The organism is Microbulbifer sp. SAOS-129_SWC (genome assembly GCF_039696035.1).
GTDB lineage: Bacteria > Pseudomonadota > Gammaproteobacteria > Pseudomonadales > Cellvibrionaceae > Microbulbifer.
The window spans coordinates 3400290-3417351 of record NZ_CP155567.1 but is presented as its reverse complement, the minus strand read 5'-3'; the positions used below and the strand labels follow the sequence as shown (position 1 = coordinate 3417351).

Below are 17062 nucleotides of genomic sequence, written 5' to 3'. Positions count from 1 at the left end.
TAACGTCGGTCGGGGGAGTTGTCGGCGAGCCCGGCTTATCCCGGCTGCCGGTTGCGGGTATTCACCTGGTGGCGCTGCCAGCGGGCGGCAGCCCATTTGAGGATGTGCTCGGGGGCCTCGCCGGCAAGTTCGGCGGCCGCGTGGAAGCCGAGAAACGCCAGCGCGCTGTACAGGTTCTGTGCCGGGTGGCTGTCGTCCACGGCCGGCGCGTGATTCTGCTTGCTGAGCTTCTGGTGGCCGTCGGGGCCCATCACCAGCGGCAGGTGGCCGAACTGTGGCGGCGCCGCGCCGAGGGTGCGGAACAGCAACTGCTGGGCACCGCTGGTCTCCAGCAGGTCGGCGCCGCGGACGATATGGGTGATGCCCTGGTCGATATCGTCCACAACGACGGCGAGCTGATAGGCATAGAGGCCGTCGCGGCGCTTGAGGATCGTATCTTCGCGGATCTGCTGGGTCTGCGGGCCCTGCCATAGATCGTCAAAGGTTTCGCTGGCGCCGGCGCTGTGCAGGCGCAGGGCGCTGGCGCCGTCAGCGGGAAATTGGCCGGCGCGGCAGCGTTCGTTGTCGTGGCCGCCGTTGCTGCGGATCTGCGCCCGCGAGCAGTGGCAGGGGTAGAGCAGCTGGCGCTCGCGCAGTTGCTGGAGTACCGCGTCGTAGCGCGCGTGGCGCTGACTCTGCCACAGCACTGGCCCGTGCCCGTGCAGCCCGTGGGCCTGCAGTGTGTGGAGAATACGCTGGGCGGCGCCGGGTTCTTCCCGCGGCGGATCCAGGTCTTCCATGCGCACCAGCCATTGTCCGCCGTGGGCAACGGCATCCAGGTAACTGCCGAGCGCGCAGACCAGGGAGCCGAAATGCAGCGGTCCGGTGGGAGAGGGGGCAAAACGGCCGATGTATCGGTCGGTGTCAGTGCTCAAGAGGTGCTGTGGATGTGCTTGTGGGAGGTTGCCTTGCAGGCGAATCATGTCGGCTTCGGGAGCGGGCCGGTCGGGGAGGAGTCCGCGCAGCGAGCAGAGCTCGCCGCGCGCACGGCCTCAGCCGGAAATCTGCTTTTCCTTGATCTCTGCCAGGGTCTTGCAGTCTACGCACAGGGTGGCGGTGGGACGTGCTTCCAGGCGACGAATGCCGATTTCGACGCCGCAGGCCTCGCAGAAGCCGTAGTCGTCCTGTTCGATCAGCTCGATGGTGGCGTCAATCTTCTTGATCAGCTTGCGCTCACGATCGCGGGTGCGTAGTTCCAGGCTGAATTCCTCTTCCTGGCTGGCGCGGTCGGCCGGATCCGGGAAGTTGGCGGCTTCATCCTTCATATGGGAAACGGTGCGGTCCACTTCCGCCATCAGTTCGGCTTTCCAGGCCAGCAGCAAGTTGCGGAAGTGCTCCTGCTGCTTCTCGTTCATGTACTCTTCGCCCTTTTTCTCCTTGTAGGGCTCAAAGCCGTGCAGAGATTCGTTGCTCGCAGCAGTTTTGGGCATAGTCGTTGCCTCTCTATCTATAACAGGCCCCAAAATATGGAGGCGCTACTACCAAATTCAATCTAGCCTAGTTCGGAATTTTTATGCGGTCGATTAAATTTTAACCGCTATTCCGGCTTCGACTCTGAACCCGGCGCCGATAACCCCCTAGCGACCGGAAGCGAGGAAAACTATCAAATCTCTGCCCCTTGCGCCACAAAATGTTGCTGTGGATGAGGTCTGTAGTATCGTGTCGCGAAAATCGTTTCCGGAGACCCTGGATGAAGTTCGAGCCTCCCCTGCAGAGAGCGCAATTACTGCGCCGCTACAAGCGCTTTCTGGCGGATATCGAGACCCCGGATGGTGAAATTTTCACCATTCACTGCCCCAACACCGGGTCGATGAAAAACTGCTGGGCGGAGAATACCCCCTGCTGGTATTCCGACTCCGGCAATCCCAAGCGCAAATACCGCCACACCCTGGAAATCACCACCACACCGGATGGCGCCCTGGCCGGGGTCAACACCGGGCGCGCCAATGCGCTGGTGGAGGAGGCGATCGCCAGCGGCGTGGTGACCGAGTTACAGGGCTATACCCGGCTGCGCCGCGAAGTGCGCTATGGCGAGGAAAACAGCCGCATCGACCTGCTGCTGAGTGACGATGCGGGCGACTGTTATATCGAGGTGAAGAACGTGACGTTCGCCGACGGCGCCGATGGCAGCCGCGGCCTGTTCCCGGACGCAGTCAGCACCCGTGGCGCCAAACACCTGCGGGAGTTGCAGAAACTGGCCGAGCAGGGCGTGCGCGCGGTGCTGTTCTACTGCGTGCAGCACTCGGGGATCGAGACGGTGGAAGTGGCGCGGGAAATAGACCCTGCGTATGCCGAGGCATTGGATGTGGCGTTGAATGCCGGTGTAGAGGTTATTGCCTACCGTGCGCGCATGAGTGCCGAAGAGATTGCACTTTTCGAGCGGATTCCCTTTCAGAAATAGAAGAACAAATACGGGAGGTCGAATACTTCCGATATCAATACCGTTGTTTGATCGGGGGAGCCCAGTATTTTCTCTTTTTATTTCTGGCCTTGAGTGATTGGTTTCCCGGTGCTCTGTTCTTGCTCAGCGGCGGCAAAGTGCTGAGCACTTCGTAAGAAAATACCGAGAGGGCCACCACCCAGCTATTTACGGCACAGGGAACGAAAAAGGGCGAACACAAGGTCCGCTCCGACAGGTCACCGAGTCGCGGCTTCAGTCCGCCAGCAACACATACAGTCCTTCCTGCGCATACTCCACCGGCACCGGCGTCAGCGCATCACCGGCACAGGGGCCGGCGATGCATTCGCCGGTTTCGATCTTGAACAGGGCGCCGTGGGAGGCGCACTGGATCAGCGCGCCGTCCGGGTCGAGGAACTGGTTTTCCTGCCAGTCGAGGTTGATACCGCGGTGCGGGCAGACGTTTTTGTAGGCGTAGATCTCACCGTCTTTCATCACTGCGAAAACATTGTCGCTACCGGCGGCATCCTGCTCCGCCTCCGGGCCGAGGGCAAAGCCCCTGGACTGCCCTTCGCTCAACTCGTCGTAACGGCAAAGAAAAACCTTCTGCATAACCTACTCGTGCTCACGGCTGGAATTCGGCGCGCGCGGCGCGCCCTACGGAGCGGCGAGTGTAATGGAAGTCTGGCGCTTTTTCCCGTCTCGTACGTAACTGAGGCTCACCCGGTCGCCGGCACGGTGGTTTTCCAGCGCGTTCATCAGGTCGTCGTAGCTGTGTACCGGCTGGCGGTCCAGTGCGGTGATCACGTCGCCCAGCTGCCAGCCGCTGCGCGCGCGGTAGATGCCGCGCAGGCCGGCGCGATCGGCGGGCTGGCCCGGAGCCGTGCGCAGCACCGCCACGCCGTCGAAACCGTAGCGGCTGGCCCACTGGTCCGGGGCCGATTCGATGCCCAGTACCGGGCGCACCAGGCGGCCGTTGGCGATCAGCTCCGGCACGATCTTTTTCACCGTGTCCACCGGGATCGCGAAACCGATCCCCACGCTGGCGCCGCTGGGGCTGTAGATGGCGGCATTGACGCCGATCAGGCGGCCGCTGCTGTCGAGCAGCGGGCCGCCGGAGTTGCCCGGGTTGATCGCCGCATCGGTCTGGATCACGTTGCGGATGGTGCGGTTGTTGGCGGCCTGGATCTCGCGACCGAGCGCGCTGACCACCCCGGTGGTCAGGGTGGTGTCGAGGCCGAAGGGGTTGCCGATGGCGAGCACCTTGCGCCCCACTGCCAGGGTGCTGGAAGTGCCGGGCACCAGCGGTGTCAGCCGCTCGACCGGAGCATCGATTTTCAGTACCGCCAGGTCCTTCTCCGGCGCCGAGCCGACCAGCTCCGCCGACCATTCGCTGCGGTCCTGCAGGGTGATGGTGACTTTGCGCGCGCCCTCGATCACGTGGTAGTTGGTGACGATATGGCCGTCTTTGTCCCACACAAAGCCGCTGCCGGTGCCCTTGGGCTCAGTGTGTAATTGCAGTGTCCAGCGGTCGCGCACCAGGGCCTCGTTGGTGACAAACACCACCGACGGGCTGGCGAAATTGAACACCTGCATGGTGTTGCGCTCGTCGTCGGTGGCGAACGCGGGGATGTCTGCGGCGGTGGCAGGCCGGGCATAAGTCTGGGTCAGCGCGGCGAGTAGCAAAAGGGGGACGGCCGCGAGCAGGGTCTGTAGCTTGTTCATGGTCGGCAAAGTGCTGTTGAGTTGGTAGCGGGAAGACAGGCAATAGTACCCCGGCCCGATTGCCGGAATACTGCGGCGCTCACAGGGAGCGCCGGGGCTGGCCCGTGGGCCGGCCCCGCACTAGTAAGAGGCCATTTTCACCGCTGGGTTCAATCGGTGTTGACGCCAGGGCTGTGGGCTTTCTTCTATCGCCGAGGGCTCTCTATTATCGCTGAGGGCTCTCCATCAACGCTGAGGGCTCTCCATTATTATCGCTGAGGGCTCTCTTTATCGCTGAGGGCTCTGCAGCGCCAGGATGCGATCTTCCAGCGGCGGGTGGGTGGCCATCAGCGCACCCATATTGCCGAAGATGCCGAAGGCCTTCATGTTGCTCGGCAGAGGCTGTTCGCTGCCCGATTCGGATTCTGCCTTGATGCGCTGCAGCGCAGCGATCATCGACTGCGGGCTGGCGAGGGTGGCGCCGGCGGCGTCGGCGCGGTACTCGCGCCGGCGGCTGAACCAGGCCACCACGATCATCGCGAAGGCACCGAACACGATATCCATGATGATCGAGGTGATGTAGTAGCCGATGCCGAGGCCCTGCTCGTTGCGCATCAGTACGCGGTCGACGAAGAAGCCCACCAGGCGCGCGCAGAACATCACGAAGGTGTTCACCACCCCCTGGATCAGCGCCAGGGTGACCATATCGCCATTGGCCACGTGGCCGATCTCATGGCCGATGACCGCGCGCGCCTCGTCGCGGTTGAAGCGCTGCAGCAGCCCGGCGCTGACCGCCACCAGGGCGTCGTTGCGGTTCCAGCCGGTGGCGAAGGCGTTGGCCTGGGGCATCGGGAAGATGCCCACGTCGGGCATGCCGATACCGGCCTTCTGCGCCAGCTCGCGCACGGTTTCCACCAGCCACTGCTCGTCGGCGTTGCGCGGCTGCTGGATAATCTGCGTGCGGGTGCTCATGCGCGCAATGGTCTTCGACATCAGCAGCGAGATCAGCGAACCGCCGAACCCGAAGATGGCGCATAAAAGCAGCAATCCGGAGAGGTTAAGGTTGACGCCGTTGGCGTCGAGAATGCCCTGGATGCCCAGGAGGTTGAAGATAATGCCAGCCAGGACCATCACGGCCAGGTTGGTCAACAGAAACAGACCAATGCGCAACATCGGTGTTCTCCAAATAAAATCCCTAGAAGGAAGTGTAGATAGGGACGTCGCGCCGGCTTTCAAGTTATGCGGGAGACAATCGGTGACCGGTTATTCCTGTTGACGTAAAGACAAGCGGTCGTCGGCTTCGCTGGCAAGGCGCTCCTTCAGATCCGGGTCCAGATCATTCCAGTGCACATCGAGGAGGGCGCCCTGCAGGGCGTACAGCAGCACGCGGGAGGCGTTGATACCGCGGGTGCGGATATTGATGAAGGCTTCCACCGGGCCGACGCGGCGCAGATCCTCGCAGGAGCGAATGCCGACGGAATGCAGGATATTAACGGAAGCGAGGCCCAGGTTTTTCAGTTGTAACAGCTCTGATTGACTCGGGTGCATGCAGATTTTCCCTAGTGGTTGGCCAATCCTTGTGGTCGCGGTCAGTTCCTTCGACCGCGCAAAAGAACATAGCATAAAACGATAAAACGCCAAATGTTCATTAGCATTGGTGCTAAAGAGTGCGGCGCCAATCGATTGTTCCCGGTTTTGGTGCGGCGATGACTCCGTTTCTGTTAGAGTAGAAAATTACTTTAGACCGCTTTGAATATTTTGCCTGTGGGTAATTCTGAGAGTTTGGCCGAACCACTCAAGCGCATGCTGTTTGGGCTCGGCGACGAGCATGTAATCGTGGAACCCGAGTCCGGCCAGTTGCTGCACCCGGAAGCGCTGGTGGCCTTCGAGCGCCTGCGCGCCGATGCCCGCGCCGCCGGTTTCGATCCGCTGGTGGTGTCCGGCTTTCGCAGCTTCGAGCGCCAGTGCACCATCTGGAACGGCAAGGCCAGCGGTCAACGTCCGCTACTCGACAGCGCCGGCTGTCCACTGGATACCGCGCAGCTGACTGCGCGGCAGACCGCTTTCGCGATACTGCGCTGGTCCGCGCTGCCCGGCGCCTCGCGCCACCATTGGGGCACCGACTTCGACGTGGTCGATGCCGCGGCCATGCCAACCGGCTACCGCCCGCAGCTGACCCCGGACGAAGTGGCCGACGACGGCCTGTTCGGGCCGTTTCACTGCTGGCTCGATGCGCGTATCGCCGCCGGCCAGAGCTATGGCCTGTTCCGCCCCTACGCCGAGGACCGCGGCGGTGTGGCGCCGGAGCGCTGGCACCTGAGTTACGCGCCGCGCGCGCGCGAGCTGCAACAGCTGCTGACCCCGGCGCGACTTTGTGAACTGCTGCAAGAGTGCGGGCTGGCACTGTGCGACACTGTGTGTGCGGACATCGCCGAGATTTATACGCGCTTTGTGCAGGTGCCGGATCACTGCTATCCGCAGACAGACCAGCGCTAACGGCAATGAATGAGGACGTGATCATCGACAGCGATAGCCGACAGCGGGATATCTGGCCGCAGATGCGCGAGGAAGCCACCCGGGCCGCCGCCGGCGAGCCGGTGCTGGCCAGCTATTTCCACAACACGGTGTTGCGACACAAGTCCCTCGACGACGCGCTCGCCTACCAGCTGGCGTCGGTGCTCGACCACAGCGCGCTGACCGCGACCTCGCTGCAGGAAGTGATCGCCGGCGCGCTGCGCGCCGACCCGCAGATTTCCCGCTGCATGCAGGCCGATATCTGCGCTTGGTACGACCGCGATCCCGCCTGCGACCAGTACCTGACGCCGTTTCTCTACTTCAAGGGTTTTCATGCGCTGCAGTCTCACCGCGTGGCTCACTGGCTGTGGTCCGAGGGGCGCCACACGCTGGCCCTGTATATCCAGAGCCGCGTGTCCGAGCAGTTCGCGGTGGATATCCACCCGGCGGCGCGCTTCGGCTGCGGTATTATGATCGACCACGCCACCGGCCTGGTGGTGGGGGAGACCTGCGTGGTGGAGGACGATGTCTCCATCCTGCACTCGGTCACCCTCGGCGGTAGTGGCAGTGGCGGCGGCGACCGCCACCCGAAGATCGGCCGCGGCGTAATGATCGGTGCCGGCGCCAAGGTCCTCGGCCCGGTCAGAATCAGCGAGGGCGTCAAGATTGCCGCCGGCAGCCTGGTACTGCGCGACGTGCCGGCCCACGCCACCGTGGCCGGGGTACCGGCACGCATCGTCGGCCGCAGCGCCGCGGCGCCGGCCTATACCATGGACCAGACACTGGATTCGGAAGAATAGAAAGAGACGATCAGAACATGTCAGAGAGTACATACAGCCTGATTTTCCGCGGTGACCTGGTGCCGGGCTTTACCACCACTGACGTAAAGGCAAACCTGGCGCGGCTGTTTAAGGCCGGCCCGGACACCGTCGAGAAACTGTTCAGCGGTCGCCCGCTGGCGCTCAAGAAAGGCCTGTCCCAGGCCCAGGCGGAGCAGCTGCGGGCCAAGCTCGCGCAGATGGGCGCCCAGTGCGCACTGAAGGCCGAGGGCGCACCGGCAGCGCAACCGGCGGCCGCCCCGGTGGCGCAAGCCGAACCTGCCCCCGCCGCCCCCGAGCCCGCGACCCCAGCCGCCGAGCCTGTCGCCGGGGACTCCTGGTCGCTGGCCCCCATGGCCGGCAACCTGGTCAAGGAAAGCGAGCGCGCGCAAAAAGAATCCGTACAGGTGCGCGTCGACCACCTGAGCCTCAAGCCCGCCGAGGGCAACCTGGTGGACGAGAACGAGCAGGCGCGCAAGCAGCCGGTGGCGGTGAACGTGCCGGACTGGCAACTGGATTGATCCGCTGTCACCACTGAAGGCGCAGTAGCGCCTGGTATCCACGCGGCAAATTCCGTAGGGGCGAACCTCGTGTTCGCCCTTGTTGTTCCTGGCTTGGTGCGCCTCGCTCGTGTCTGGCAAACAGCTATCGGTAGCAGGGCCGCCACCGAACTGTCTACAGCGCACCACACAAAAAAGGGCGAACACAAGGTTCGCCCCTACGCAAAAACAGTGGTGCCACTAGCGGCAATGATGCCCTCAGTAATCCAGCTGCAATCCCACTAAAAACCGCCTGCCATTCTCGTAAAATCCCTGCGGAATCCCGCTGGCACTGCGGATATAAATTACCTCATCGGTCAGGTTGACCGCGTTTGCCGACAGCGTCAGGTAACTACTGAGCGGCCACTGCAGGCTCGCGTCCCACTGGCGGTAGGCCGCCGTCTCGCTCTGCGAGCCGGCCACTATCTCGCCGTAGGAGCGCGAGCGGTAATTGTAGGACAGGCGGCCGCTGACGCCGCGGCGTTCGAAGTAGACGCTGGCGTTGAACTGGCTGCGGGAATTACCCGGCAGTTCCAGCGACTGACTGCCGTCCGGGGTCGGCACGCTGGCATCGGTGTAGGTGTAGTTGCCGAGAATGCCGAAACCATTGGCAAAATCCTGTTGCCACTGCAGTTCCAGCCCGGCGATATCCGCGCCCGGGCCATTTTGCGGCCGGGTGATATACAGGGTCTGGTCGCCGATGGTCTCCGCCGTCACATGCGGATAGACGAAGGTGGAAATGTCTTTGTAAAACACCGCCGTCGACAACAGTGAGGCGTCGGCAAAATACCACTCCACACCCAGGTCCAGCTGGTCGGCGCGATAGGGTTCCAGCTGTGGATTGCCCGCGGCACCGGAGCCACTTGTAGGGTCGACGATAACTCCCGGACTCAGATCCTTGAAATTCGGCCGCGCCATCACCTGGGCCAGGGCGCCGCGGAATATCAGGTTCGGCGCCGCGCGGAAATCGATATTCAGGCTCGGCAGCAGGTCGCGGTAATGGTTGTGTACGCGCTGCAACGTATCGCTGCTGGCGTAAGCACTGGCCAGCTGGCGCGTGGCCACCGCGCGCCCCCCGAGATTGCCGGACCAGGAACCACGGGCGAAATCCGCCGACAGGTATTCCGCCAGGCTGTGCTCGCCGATCTGAAAATAGGCGCCGGGATCGTAGCGGTAGTGCATGGCGCCGGCGTCATAGAGCGGCTGTATTACCGCCTGCAGCAGCCGGGGGTCGGTCAGCGCGTAGCGCGTCAGGGTGCCAGCCGTGGCGCTGTGGCGGCTGAGTTGCGGGCTCAGCGCGCGGCTGACACCGTCCAGCCCCAGCTGCTGCAGCTGCTGCCAGGCGGGACTCGCCGTATCGATGCTGCCCACCGTCAGGTTGTTTTCCACCGCGTGATCGCGGTACTTGAGACCGAAATGGATCTGCTGCAGCCAGTCGCCGCCAAGGTCGCGACTGACATCCAGCTGCGCGTAGTGTTCGCGGTTTTCCATCGACCGTATCCAGTCGCGCGACCCGGCGGAGAAGTGGTCGAGGTCCGCCGCAGTCAGCGGATCCAGATCCAGGTAATCGGTTTCGAGCGCGCTGCGGTCCAGGTGGAAGGTCACGCGGCTGTTGCCGGTGAAGCGGTAGAGGCGGTCGTGATCGGTGCCACCGCGGGCGCTGGTCTTCCCCAGCTGCAGGTGGCCGCGCCAGTCGTTGCCGTGGTAGTGCAGGTCCAGATCGTTGACCGAGGTATCGATATAGGCCTGGCGATAGATGGCATCCAGCACCGCGCCGGTGCTGTCGGCGTTGCCGAGGGTGCCGCCGGCCAGCACCTGGTGGCCGTTGTCGGAGGGAATGAACTGCGGATCCGCCACCGTTGCCGGCGGCGCCTCGCGCAGCTTGTAGCCGCCGGGGGAGAACAGGAAGTTGTGGTTGCGATTGTCGCTATCCAGGTTCGAGCGCAGCAGGTTCAGCGCGGCGTCCCAGTGCTCGTCCGGAGCCCACTGCAGGGTGACATTGCTGGTGGTATGCCGGCGCTGCTGCTGCAGCAGCGCGGTGCCGCCGCCCCAGATGGCGTAGACATTGTCGGTAGTGTGCCCCTCACTGTCAGCAATGCGGTAGAGCGTATTGTCGGGGAAGGTTTCCAGGCCGTCGCGGCGGCTGCTGCGGTTTTGCCAGTTGAGCGAGGCCAGCAGGCCCAGCGTGCCGGCGTCGTTTTTCCAGCTGCCGAGGAACGATGCCTGTGGATCCCAGGCATCGGCGAGCTGGCTGTACTGGCGCTCCAGCGACAGGTGCGTCTCCAGCGGCGCCATGTCCAGCGGCTTGCGCGTGCGCACGATCACGGTGCCGCCGATACTGCCCTCGTCCAGATCCGCGCGCGGCGTCTTGTGCACTTCCAGCGACTGCACCAGCTGCGATGCCAGGGTGGAATAATTGAAGCCGCGGCTGAGGTTGTCGTTGGCCCACCAGTAGGCGGATGCCACGTGCTGGCCGTTCAGCAACGTGCGATTGATATCTTTGTCGGTGCCGCGGATATTCACATCGCGGCCCTCGCCCCACAGCCGGTCCACCGATACACCGGCGATGCGCTGCAGTGAATCGGCCACATTGCGGTCGGGGAACTTACCGATATCCTCGGAGGTAATCACGTCCACCAGATTATCGCTGTGGCGCTTGATCGCCAGGCTCTGGCGCAGGCTGCCGCGCACACCGGTGACATAGGTCTCCTCCAGCGACCTCGGGCCGGATTGCGCCGCTGCGGCGGGCGCGGGCGCCACCGCTTTTTTCGCGCGGCGGATGACGAGGGTAGCGTTGCCGTCGAAGCGGTAGTCGAGACCACTGCCGGCGAGCAGCCGCCGCAGTGCCTCCCGTGGCGGAAAAGTGCCGTGCAGGGCGGCGCTGGCTCGCCGGGGCAGCTCGCTGTGGCGATAAAAGATCTGCAGGCCGGACTGTTCGGCAAACTGCTTCAGGGCGTCGTCGAGAGGCTGGGCGTCGACATCGAAGGGCACCGCCGCCTGCAGTGGCGCCGGGGCGGCGGACGACAGCGCGGCAGCGGAGGCGAACAGCAGCAGCGCGCCCAGGGTGGAGCGCGCGATTGGCAGAATGGTGCCGCGGGCGGGGCCGGCCGCACGGGCGAAGGCGTGCCTGTTCGTCATTATTATCTTTCGGACTCGGCGGGCGCGGCCGACTGCGGCCGCGGTGCCCGGTGTTTTCCGGCAAAATACTCGATTTGCGCGCGCGCCGGCAAGCGACTGGCGCGCGCAGTGGGAATTTTCCGGAAACTTTGTCAAAGTTGTCGGGAATCCGGTGTCGGCGGCGTTTATAGAGGTTATGGGATAAGTTGGGGTTGAACGGATAAGCGCATGGCAGTTTCCAAGGCACAGCTGCGCCTAGTCAGCTCGAACCCCGCCGGCACCGCGCCTGCCGCCGACAGCGGGCGCCTGCTGGTGGAGGATCTGTACCGCCGGCACCGCGGTGCCCTGTGCAATTACGTCGCGCGCATGCTGCCGGGCGGGCCGCAGGACGTGGAGGTGATTCTGCAGGAAACCTATGTGCGCCTGTTGCGGCTGGACGACCTGCAGCAGCTGCAGGACAATCCCCGTGCCTATATTTTCACCGTGGCCACCAATCTGGTGCGCGACAGCCTGCGCCGGCACATGCGCCGTCGCGGCGACTTCCACCAACACTTTGAAGAGGCGGAGCACGAGAGCCGCGAACCGTCGCCCCAGGGCAGCGCCGAGTGGCAGCAGAGCCTGCAACAGCTGAAGCGGGCACTGCTGCAGCTGAAGCCGCTGACCCGCAAGGTCTTCCTGTTGAGCCGCTTCGAGGAGATGACCTACCCGGAAGTGGCCGCCGCCCTGTCGATCAGTACCCGCAGTGTCGAGCGCCATATGAGCACTGCCCTCAAGCACCTGCAGAAAGAGTTGAACGGTATCCTATGAACGTGGAAGTTGTAGACGAGGCCATCCGCGAACAGGCCGCCGACTGGCTCGCGCGCTGCGACAGCGGCGCCATGAGTGCGGCTGAGCAGCGCGCACTCGATCGCTGGCTGGCGGCGGATGCACGCCACCGCCTCGCGTTTGCCCAGTGCCGCCAGCTGGGCCTGATGACCGAGCTGCTGCGCGACGACCCGGAACTGAACGCCGATCTGCCACCGGTGCGCAAGGCGGTGCGCCGGCGCGGGCGCTGGCAGTGGCTCGGCGCCGTGGCGGCAGTCGTGCTGGTGGCGGTGACGGTGCTGCTGGTGCGCGCGCATTTCGCCATCGATTACTACCAGACCGCGATCGGCGCCCAGCGTGTGGTCCACCTCGACGACGGCTCCACGCTGATGCTCAATACCGACAGTCGCGTGGGGGTGCGTTATTCCCGCGGCCAGCGCGACCTGTACCTGGATCGCGGCGAGGCCTTCTTTATGGTGGCCAAAAATCACCGGCGCCCGTTCGTCGTGCATGTGCGCGATAGCGAAGTGCGCGCGGTGGGCACCGCGTTCAATGTGGCGTTGCGTGCGGGCGACGTGCGCGTGGCGGTGACCCAGGGCATTGTCGAGGTCAAAGCCGCAGACGCGGCCGGCAAGGCCCGCCACCTGGCGCGGATGCTGCCGGGGCAGGGGATCGATTACCCGGCGGCGCATCCGCAGCACAACAGTGGCGTCACGCCGGTGAACCTGGAAAAGGTTACCGCCTGGCAGACCAACCGCATTTACTTCGACAACGATCGCCTCGAGGATGCCATCGCCGAGTACAACCGCTACACCACCCGCAAGGTGGTCTTGGTCGGCGACGAGTTGGCCGACGAGCGTATCAGCGGGGTGTTCAACATCGGCGACCCGGAGGCGCTGGTGTTCGCGCTGCAGCAGGGCTTCGATGCGCGGGTCACCGAGAACGACCAGCGCATCCTAGTGCTCGGGCCGCGGTAATTCATCCTCTTCTCCATACTCCATCCTGATTCCAGCGCAGTGCCCTGTAGTAGGAATCTCGGCAGCGCCGGTAACCGGTAGCTGCCTGTTCAACAGCCTGATCGATCTGTTGCTCCGCCGCAGGTGCCTTTCTCAAGCGCCTCCGGCCCCGGCGCCTTCGATTGCGTTGCGGGTTTTCGTCCATCTTTATACGTGAGCCGTTGCTGTGGCGTTGGCCATAAAAAAGGGCGCCCGCTGGGCGCCCGAAGATGGGGTGACAATCGATGCGAATTGTCAGAAGGAAACGCGTGCGCCCAGGCTGTAGCGTGGGCCATTTTCATAGAAACCGACCGGAATACCGTCTGCGGTGCGCATGTAGATGATCTCGTTGGTGAGGTTCACCGCGGTCAGGAAGACATCTACATTGTCGGTTGCGCTCCAGTTGGCGGTGGCATCCCACTGGTCGTACTCGTCGGTGACCAGCTGCGATCCGGAGGTGAGGCCACCGTAGGACTCGGAGCGCCTGTTGTAGGACAGCCGTACACTCATAAAGTCGTTTTCGTAGTAGCCGGAGGCATTGAACTGATCGCGTGAATTACCCGGCAGTTCCAGGCGGGTGCCGTCGCCATTGGCCGGCACTTTGGCGTCGGTCCAGGTGTAGTTGGCCAGCGCGCCGAAGCCGTTGCTGAAGTCGTGCTGCACCTGCAGTTCTATGCCCTGGATATCGGCGCCCTTGTCGGCGTTGTAGGGGCGGGTGACGTTGATATCCTGGCCGTCGATATTTTCCACCTGGGTGTTCTGGAACACGAAGGTGCTCAGGCTCTTGTTGAAGTAGGTGGCAGCCAGCAGGCTGGCGTCGCTGAAATACCACTCGGCGCCGAACTCGAACTGGTCGGCCATGATCGGATCCAGTTCCGGGTTACCGGCGGTGGCGGTGCCGCTGGTGGCGTTGATGACGATGTTCGAACTCAGGTTCTGGAAGGTCGGGCGGGCCATGGCGCGGGACGCGGCGGCGCGCAGGATGACATCCTCGGACAGGTCGTAGGTGGCGTTCACGCTCGGCAGCGCCTCGCGGTAACTGCGGCCGACGGAACCGCGCTCGCCGTCCATATAGGCGTTGGAAGTCTGATCGGTATCCACCAGGCGCACGCCGAAATTGCCGTGCAGTTTGCCGCTCTCGAATTCACCCTGCACATAGCCGGCGGTGATGTCTTCGTTGATCTTGTAGTAAGCCCGCTGGTCCTCGGCATAGGTCATGACACCGGCATCGAGGATGCTGTTGACTTTCTGCTGGGCGAGGCCGATATCCAGGAAGGCATACTGGGTCAGGGAGCCGGCGGTGGCGCCCTCGCCGTGCAGCTTCGGGCTGGCGCCTTTGGAAACGTCGGCCAGGGTAATGGCATTCAGCGCGGCAACCTGGTCGGCGATGGCCGGATTGGTGATGTCCACGGAACCGTTCTGGCGGTTGTTCTCGATGGTGTGGTCGCGCATTTTCAGGCCGGTTTTGATCGCGGTGATAAAACCGAGATCCACATCGATATTGGCATCCGCCTGGAAGTAGGTTTCGTCATCGTTCATGACGCGCACCCAGTCGCGCAGGTTGGCGGCGTTCAGGTGAATGGCAGTGCCGTCGAGCGGATCGACACCGGGGAAGCTGAATTCGTTGGTATTGGGGCCGAAGTTGAGTTTCTCTGCCGCGTACCCTTCGAACCAGTAGTTGCGGTCGTGGTTGCTGCCGCCCTCGGCGCTGGTGGTGCCCGCCTGCAGGTGCAGCTGCCAGCCGTCGCCCTCGTAGTCGCCGGACAGGTCGAGAACTTCGGATTCGATGTAGGCATCGCGCACGATCGGCTCGTCGGCCACGCCGATGGTGCTGTCATTTTCGATGGTGCCGCCCACTAAAGCCTGGTTGCCGTCGCTGGTGGGGATAAAGACCGGATCGGTGACCACGTCGCCGGCGGGGATCTTGTAACCGCCGGCCACGAACAGGTAGTTCTGGTTACTGTTGTCCATATTCATGTCGGAGGCGACATAGTTCAGCGCGGTATCCCAGCGGTCGTTGGGGCGGAATTGCAGGGTGACGTTGGTGGTCTGGCGCTCGCGGTCCTGCTGGAAAATCGCCGAGCCGCCGCCCCAGGGCACGTAGACGTTGTCGGTGGTGTTGCCGTTCTGGTCGGTGACGGCATACAGGTCGTTGGTGGGGAACACTTCCAGGCCGTCGCGGCGCACGGTGCGCTGCTGACTGTTGATCGAGGCCAGCACGCCGAAGGTTTCATCGGCGTTTTTCCAGCTCAGCAGGCCGGATACCTGTGGATCCCACTCGCCGGGCAGGTCGCTGTAGACGTTCTCGGCGGACAGGTTGACGGTCATCGGATCCAGGTCCAGCGGCTTGCGGGTGATGACGTTCACCATGCCGCCGATGCTGCCTTCGTCGTGACGCGCTTCCGGGCTCTTGTACACCTCGAGGGAGGACACCAGCTCGGAGGCGAGAATGGAGTAGTTGAAACCGCGGCTGGGATTGTCGTTGGCCCACCAGTAGGCCGAGGCGACGTTCTGGCCGTTCATCAGCGTGCGGTTCAGGGTGCTGTCAGTACCGCGCACAAAAATATCGCGGCCTTCGCCCCAGATGCGGTCGACGGAAATACCGGGAATACGCTGCAGGGAGTCGGCGACGTTCTTGTCGGGAAACTTGCCGATGTCCTCGGAGCTGATGGCGTCGACGATCGAGGTGGCATCGCGTTTTACATCCAGCGCCTGTTGCAGGCTGCCGCGAATACCGGTCACCGTGACTTCCTCCAGGGACTTGCCACTGGCTTCCTGTGCCTGCACACCGGCAGACAGCAGTGTCACGGCGCTGGCGAGCAGCGTTTTGTGAAACAGGTGAGTGGGAGTGCGCGAACTGTGCATCGGGTTTCTCCAGACTATTGTTATTGAATTGGGCGAATCTTGATTTTTTTGTCGCAGGTATACGGACCTACATTGGGAGTAAACGCCAGCGGTGTGGATAACCCGACAGAATTGCGGAAATTTTTTGAGGTGGGGAAGAAATTACTTTCTGGCCTGGTTTGAATGCCAGTAGTGACATGGCGAGCTTTGTGAAGCTCTGAATAGACTGCTCCCCGTGTCCGCCCTTGTTGGCTTGGCGCGCTGTAGCTAGTCTACGGCGGCACTGCTACCGATCACTGTTTGCCAGACGCGCTGTGAATACATCCCTGTACGCTCTAATCGGCATCCATGCCTCATAAGGTCTGGCAAACAGTTATCGGCATCAGCACCTTAGCGTCACGCCTATCGTATCCAGAGAGCTCAGCAGCTCAGATACTTCTTACAGAGTGCATTACTGCGAATTGAAGGCAAAGAGCTGGGTGTACCATTTCGAAACCGTCGGCGACAGGGCCGAAGGCGCCGTGAATACCTGGAACGGCCGGACCGTCGCCGCCGGAGCGTACAGGGATGTATTCACAGGGGGGGCGCCTAGCTCGTTTTCGAAATGGTACACCCAGGGCTTTGCCGCCACGAAGCCGTATCAGAGCACCTCGGAATCCTAATTCCGACAGACACAAAAAAACCGGCCGAAGCCGGTTTTTTCAGCAGAAGGCCGAGCTAACTCAGCCTTCTTCCTTCAGGAAACGCTCGCGGGAAGCCATGACTTCCTTGCGCGCGGCTTCGGCATCGGCCCAGCCGTCTACCTTCACCCACTTGTCGGCTTCCAGCGCCTTGTAGTTCTCGAAGTAGTGCTCGATCTGCTTGATCAGCAGCTCCGGCAGGTCGCCGATTTCCTGAACGTGGTCATACAGCTTGGTCAGCTTGGTGTGCGGAACGGCCAGCAGCTTGGCGTCTACACCGGACTCATCGGTCATGTTCAGGACGCCGATCACGCGGGAGCGGATCACGGAGCCGACCATTACCGGGTAGGGAGCCACTACCAGTACGTCCAGCGGGTCACCGTCTTCAGACAGGGTGTGCGGTACGTAGCCGTAGTTGGCCGGGTAGAACATCGGGGTGGCGACGAAACGGTCTACGAATACCGCGTCCGCGTCCTTGTCCACTTCGTACTTGATCGGGTCGTGGTTGGCGGGGATCTCGATGATGACGTTGATATCGTTGGGCAGGTCCTTACCTGCGGAAACCTTTTCGAAGCTCATTGCTGTTCCTGAGTAAAAAGTGGACGGAAAA

Annotated in this window: 15 protein-coding genes; 6 read left to right on the top strand and 9 right to left on the bottom strand. The window is 63.0% G+C overall.

Annotation, left to right across the window (positions count from 1 at the left end; translation table 11 throughout):
• Positions 1 to 35: 35 nt before the first annotated feature.
• A complete protein-coding gene (gene gluQRS / locus ABDK11_RS14845; protein ID WP_346837297.1) occupies positions 36 to 914 on the bottom strand; it encodes a tRNA glutamyl-Q(34) synthetase GluQRS in 879 nt (292 codons plus the stop codon).
• A 117-nt stretch (positions 915 to 1031) separates the two neighbouring features.
• Positions 1032 to 1469 (bottom strand): RNA polymerase-binding protein DksA, encoded by a 438-nt coding sequence (dksA, locus tag ABDK11_RS14840; protein ID WP_346837296.1) that lies wholly within the window; start codon positions 1467 to 1469, stop codon positions 1032 to 1034.
• Between the two features lie 260 nt (positions 1470 to 1729).
• Between dksA and sfsA the strand changes: the two genes are divergently transcribed.
• Positions 1730 to 2440, top strand: coding sequence for a DNA/RNA nuclease SfsA (gene sfsA, locus ABDK11_RS14835; RefSeq protein WP_346837295.1), 711 nt, complete (start codon positions 1730 to 1732; stop codon positions 2438 to 2440).
• Positions 2441 to 2692: 252 nt separating this feature from the next.
• On the opposite strand, the gene ABDK11_RS14830 is transcribed toward sfsA, so the two are convergent.
• From ABDK11_RS14830 to ABDK11_RS14815, 4 genes are all read right to left on the bottom strand, one after another.
• The gene (locus ABDK11_RS14830) at positions 2693 to 3049 is read right to left on the bottom strand and encodes a Rieske (2Fe-2S) protein (protein ID WP_346837294.1); all 357 of its coding nucleotides are present in this window, start codon (positions 3047 to 3049) and stop codon (positions 2693 to 2695) included.
• 45 nt (positions 3050 to 3094) lie between these two features.
• Complete coding sequence (locus tag ABDK11_RS14825; protein WP_346837293.1) at positions 3095 to 4162, bottom strand: trypsin-like peptidase domain-containing protein; 1068 nt, start codon at positions 4160 to 4162, stop codon at positions 3095 to 3097.
• A 267-nt stretch (positions 4163 to 4429) separates the two neighbouring features.
• Complete coding sequence (gene htpX / locus ABDK11_RS14820; protein WP_346837292.1) at positions 4430 to 5314, bottom strand: protease HtpX; 885 nt, start codon at positions 5312 to 5314, stop codon at positions 4430 to 4432.
• A gap of 90 nt (positions 5315 to 5404) precedes the next feature.
• The gene (locus ABDK11_RS14815) at positions 5405 to 5689 is read right to left on the bottom strand and encodes a TfoX/Sxy family protein (RefSeq protein WP_346837291.1); all 285 of its coding nucleotides are present in this window, start codon (positions 5687 to 5689) and stop codon (positions 5405 to 5407) included.
• A 234-nt stretch (positions 5690 to 5923) separates the two neighbouring features.
• On the opposite strand from ABDK11_RS14815, the gene ABDK11_RS14810 reads away from it, so the two are divergent.
• From ABDK11_RS14810 to ABDK11_RS14800, 3 genes are read left to right on the top strand one after another with little or no spacing between them, the layout of a single operon-like run.
• Positions 5924 to 6637, top strand: coding sequence for a M15 family metallopeptidase (locus tag ABDK11_RS14810; protein ID WP_346837290.1), 714 nt, complete (start codon positions 5924 to 5926; stop codon positions 6635 to 6637).
• A 5-nt stretch (positions 6638 to 6642) separates the two neighbouring features.
• Positions 6643 to 7455: a serine O-acetyltransferase gene (gene cysE / locus ABDK11_RS14805; RefSeq protein ID WP_346837289.1), complete on the top strand. Its 813-nt coding sequence runs from the start codon at positions 6643 to 6645 to the stop codon at positions 7453 to 7455.
• Between the two features lie 17 nt (positions 7456 to 7472).
• On the top strand, positions 7473 to 7994 hold the full coding sequence (locus ABDK11_RS14800; protein WP_346837288.1) for a hypothetical protein: 522 nt from the start codon (positions 7473 to 7475) through the stop codon (positions 7992 to 7994).
• 237 nt (positions 7995 to 8231) lie between these two features.
• Here ABDK11_RS14800 and ABDK11_RS14795 read toward each other — a convergent pair whose 3' ends face one another.
• Complete coding sequence (locus ABDK11_RS14795; RefSeq protein ID WP_346837287.1) at positions 8232 to 11150, bottom strand: TonB-dependent receptor; 2919 nt, start codon at positions 11148 to 11150, stop codon at positions 8232 to 8234.
• 207 nt (positions 11151 to 11357) lie between these two features.
• Between ABDK11_RS14795 and ABDK11_RS14790 the strand changes: the two genes are divergently transcribed.
• Positions 11358 to 11936: an RNA polymerase sigma factor gene (locus tag ABDK11_RS14790; protein ID WP_346837286.1), complete on the top strand. Its 579-nt coding sequence runs from the start codon at positions 11358 to 11360 to the stop codon at positions 11934 to 11936.
• Positions 11933 to 12910: a FecR domain-containing protein gene (locus ABDK11_RS14785; protein WP_346837285.1), complete on the top strand. Its 978-nt coding sequence runs from the start codon at positions 11933 to 11935 to the stop codon at positions 12908 to 12910. The genes ABDK11_RS14790 and ABDK11_RS14785 overlap by 4 nt, the downstream gene beginning before the upstream one ends.
• Before the next feature lie 273 nt (positions 12911 to 13183).
• Here ABDK11_RS14785 and ABDK11_RS14780 read toward each other — a convergent pair whose 3' ends face one another.
• Positions 13184 to 15793, bottom strand: coding sequence for a TonB-dependent receptor (locus ABDK11_RS14780; RefSeq protein ID WP_346837284.1), 2610 nt, complete (start codon positions 15791 to 15793; stop codon positions 13184 to 13186).
• Positions 15794 to 16494: 701 nt separating this feature from the next.
• A complete protein-coding gene (gene ppa / locus ABDK11_RS14775; protein ID WP_346837283.1) occupies positions 16495 to 17031 on the bottom strand; it encodes an inorganic diphosphatase in 537 nt (178 codons plus the stop codon).
• Positions 17032 to 17062 lie beyond the last annotated feature (31 nt).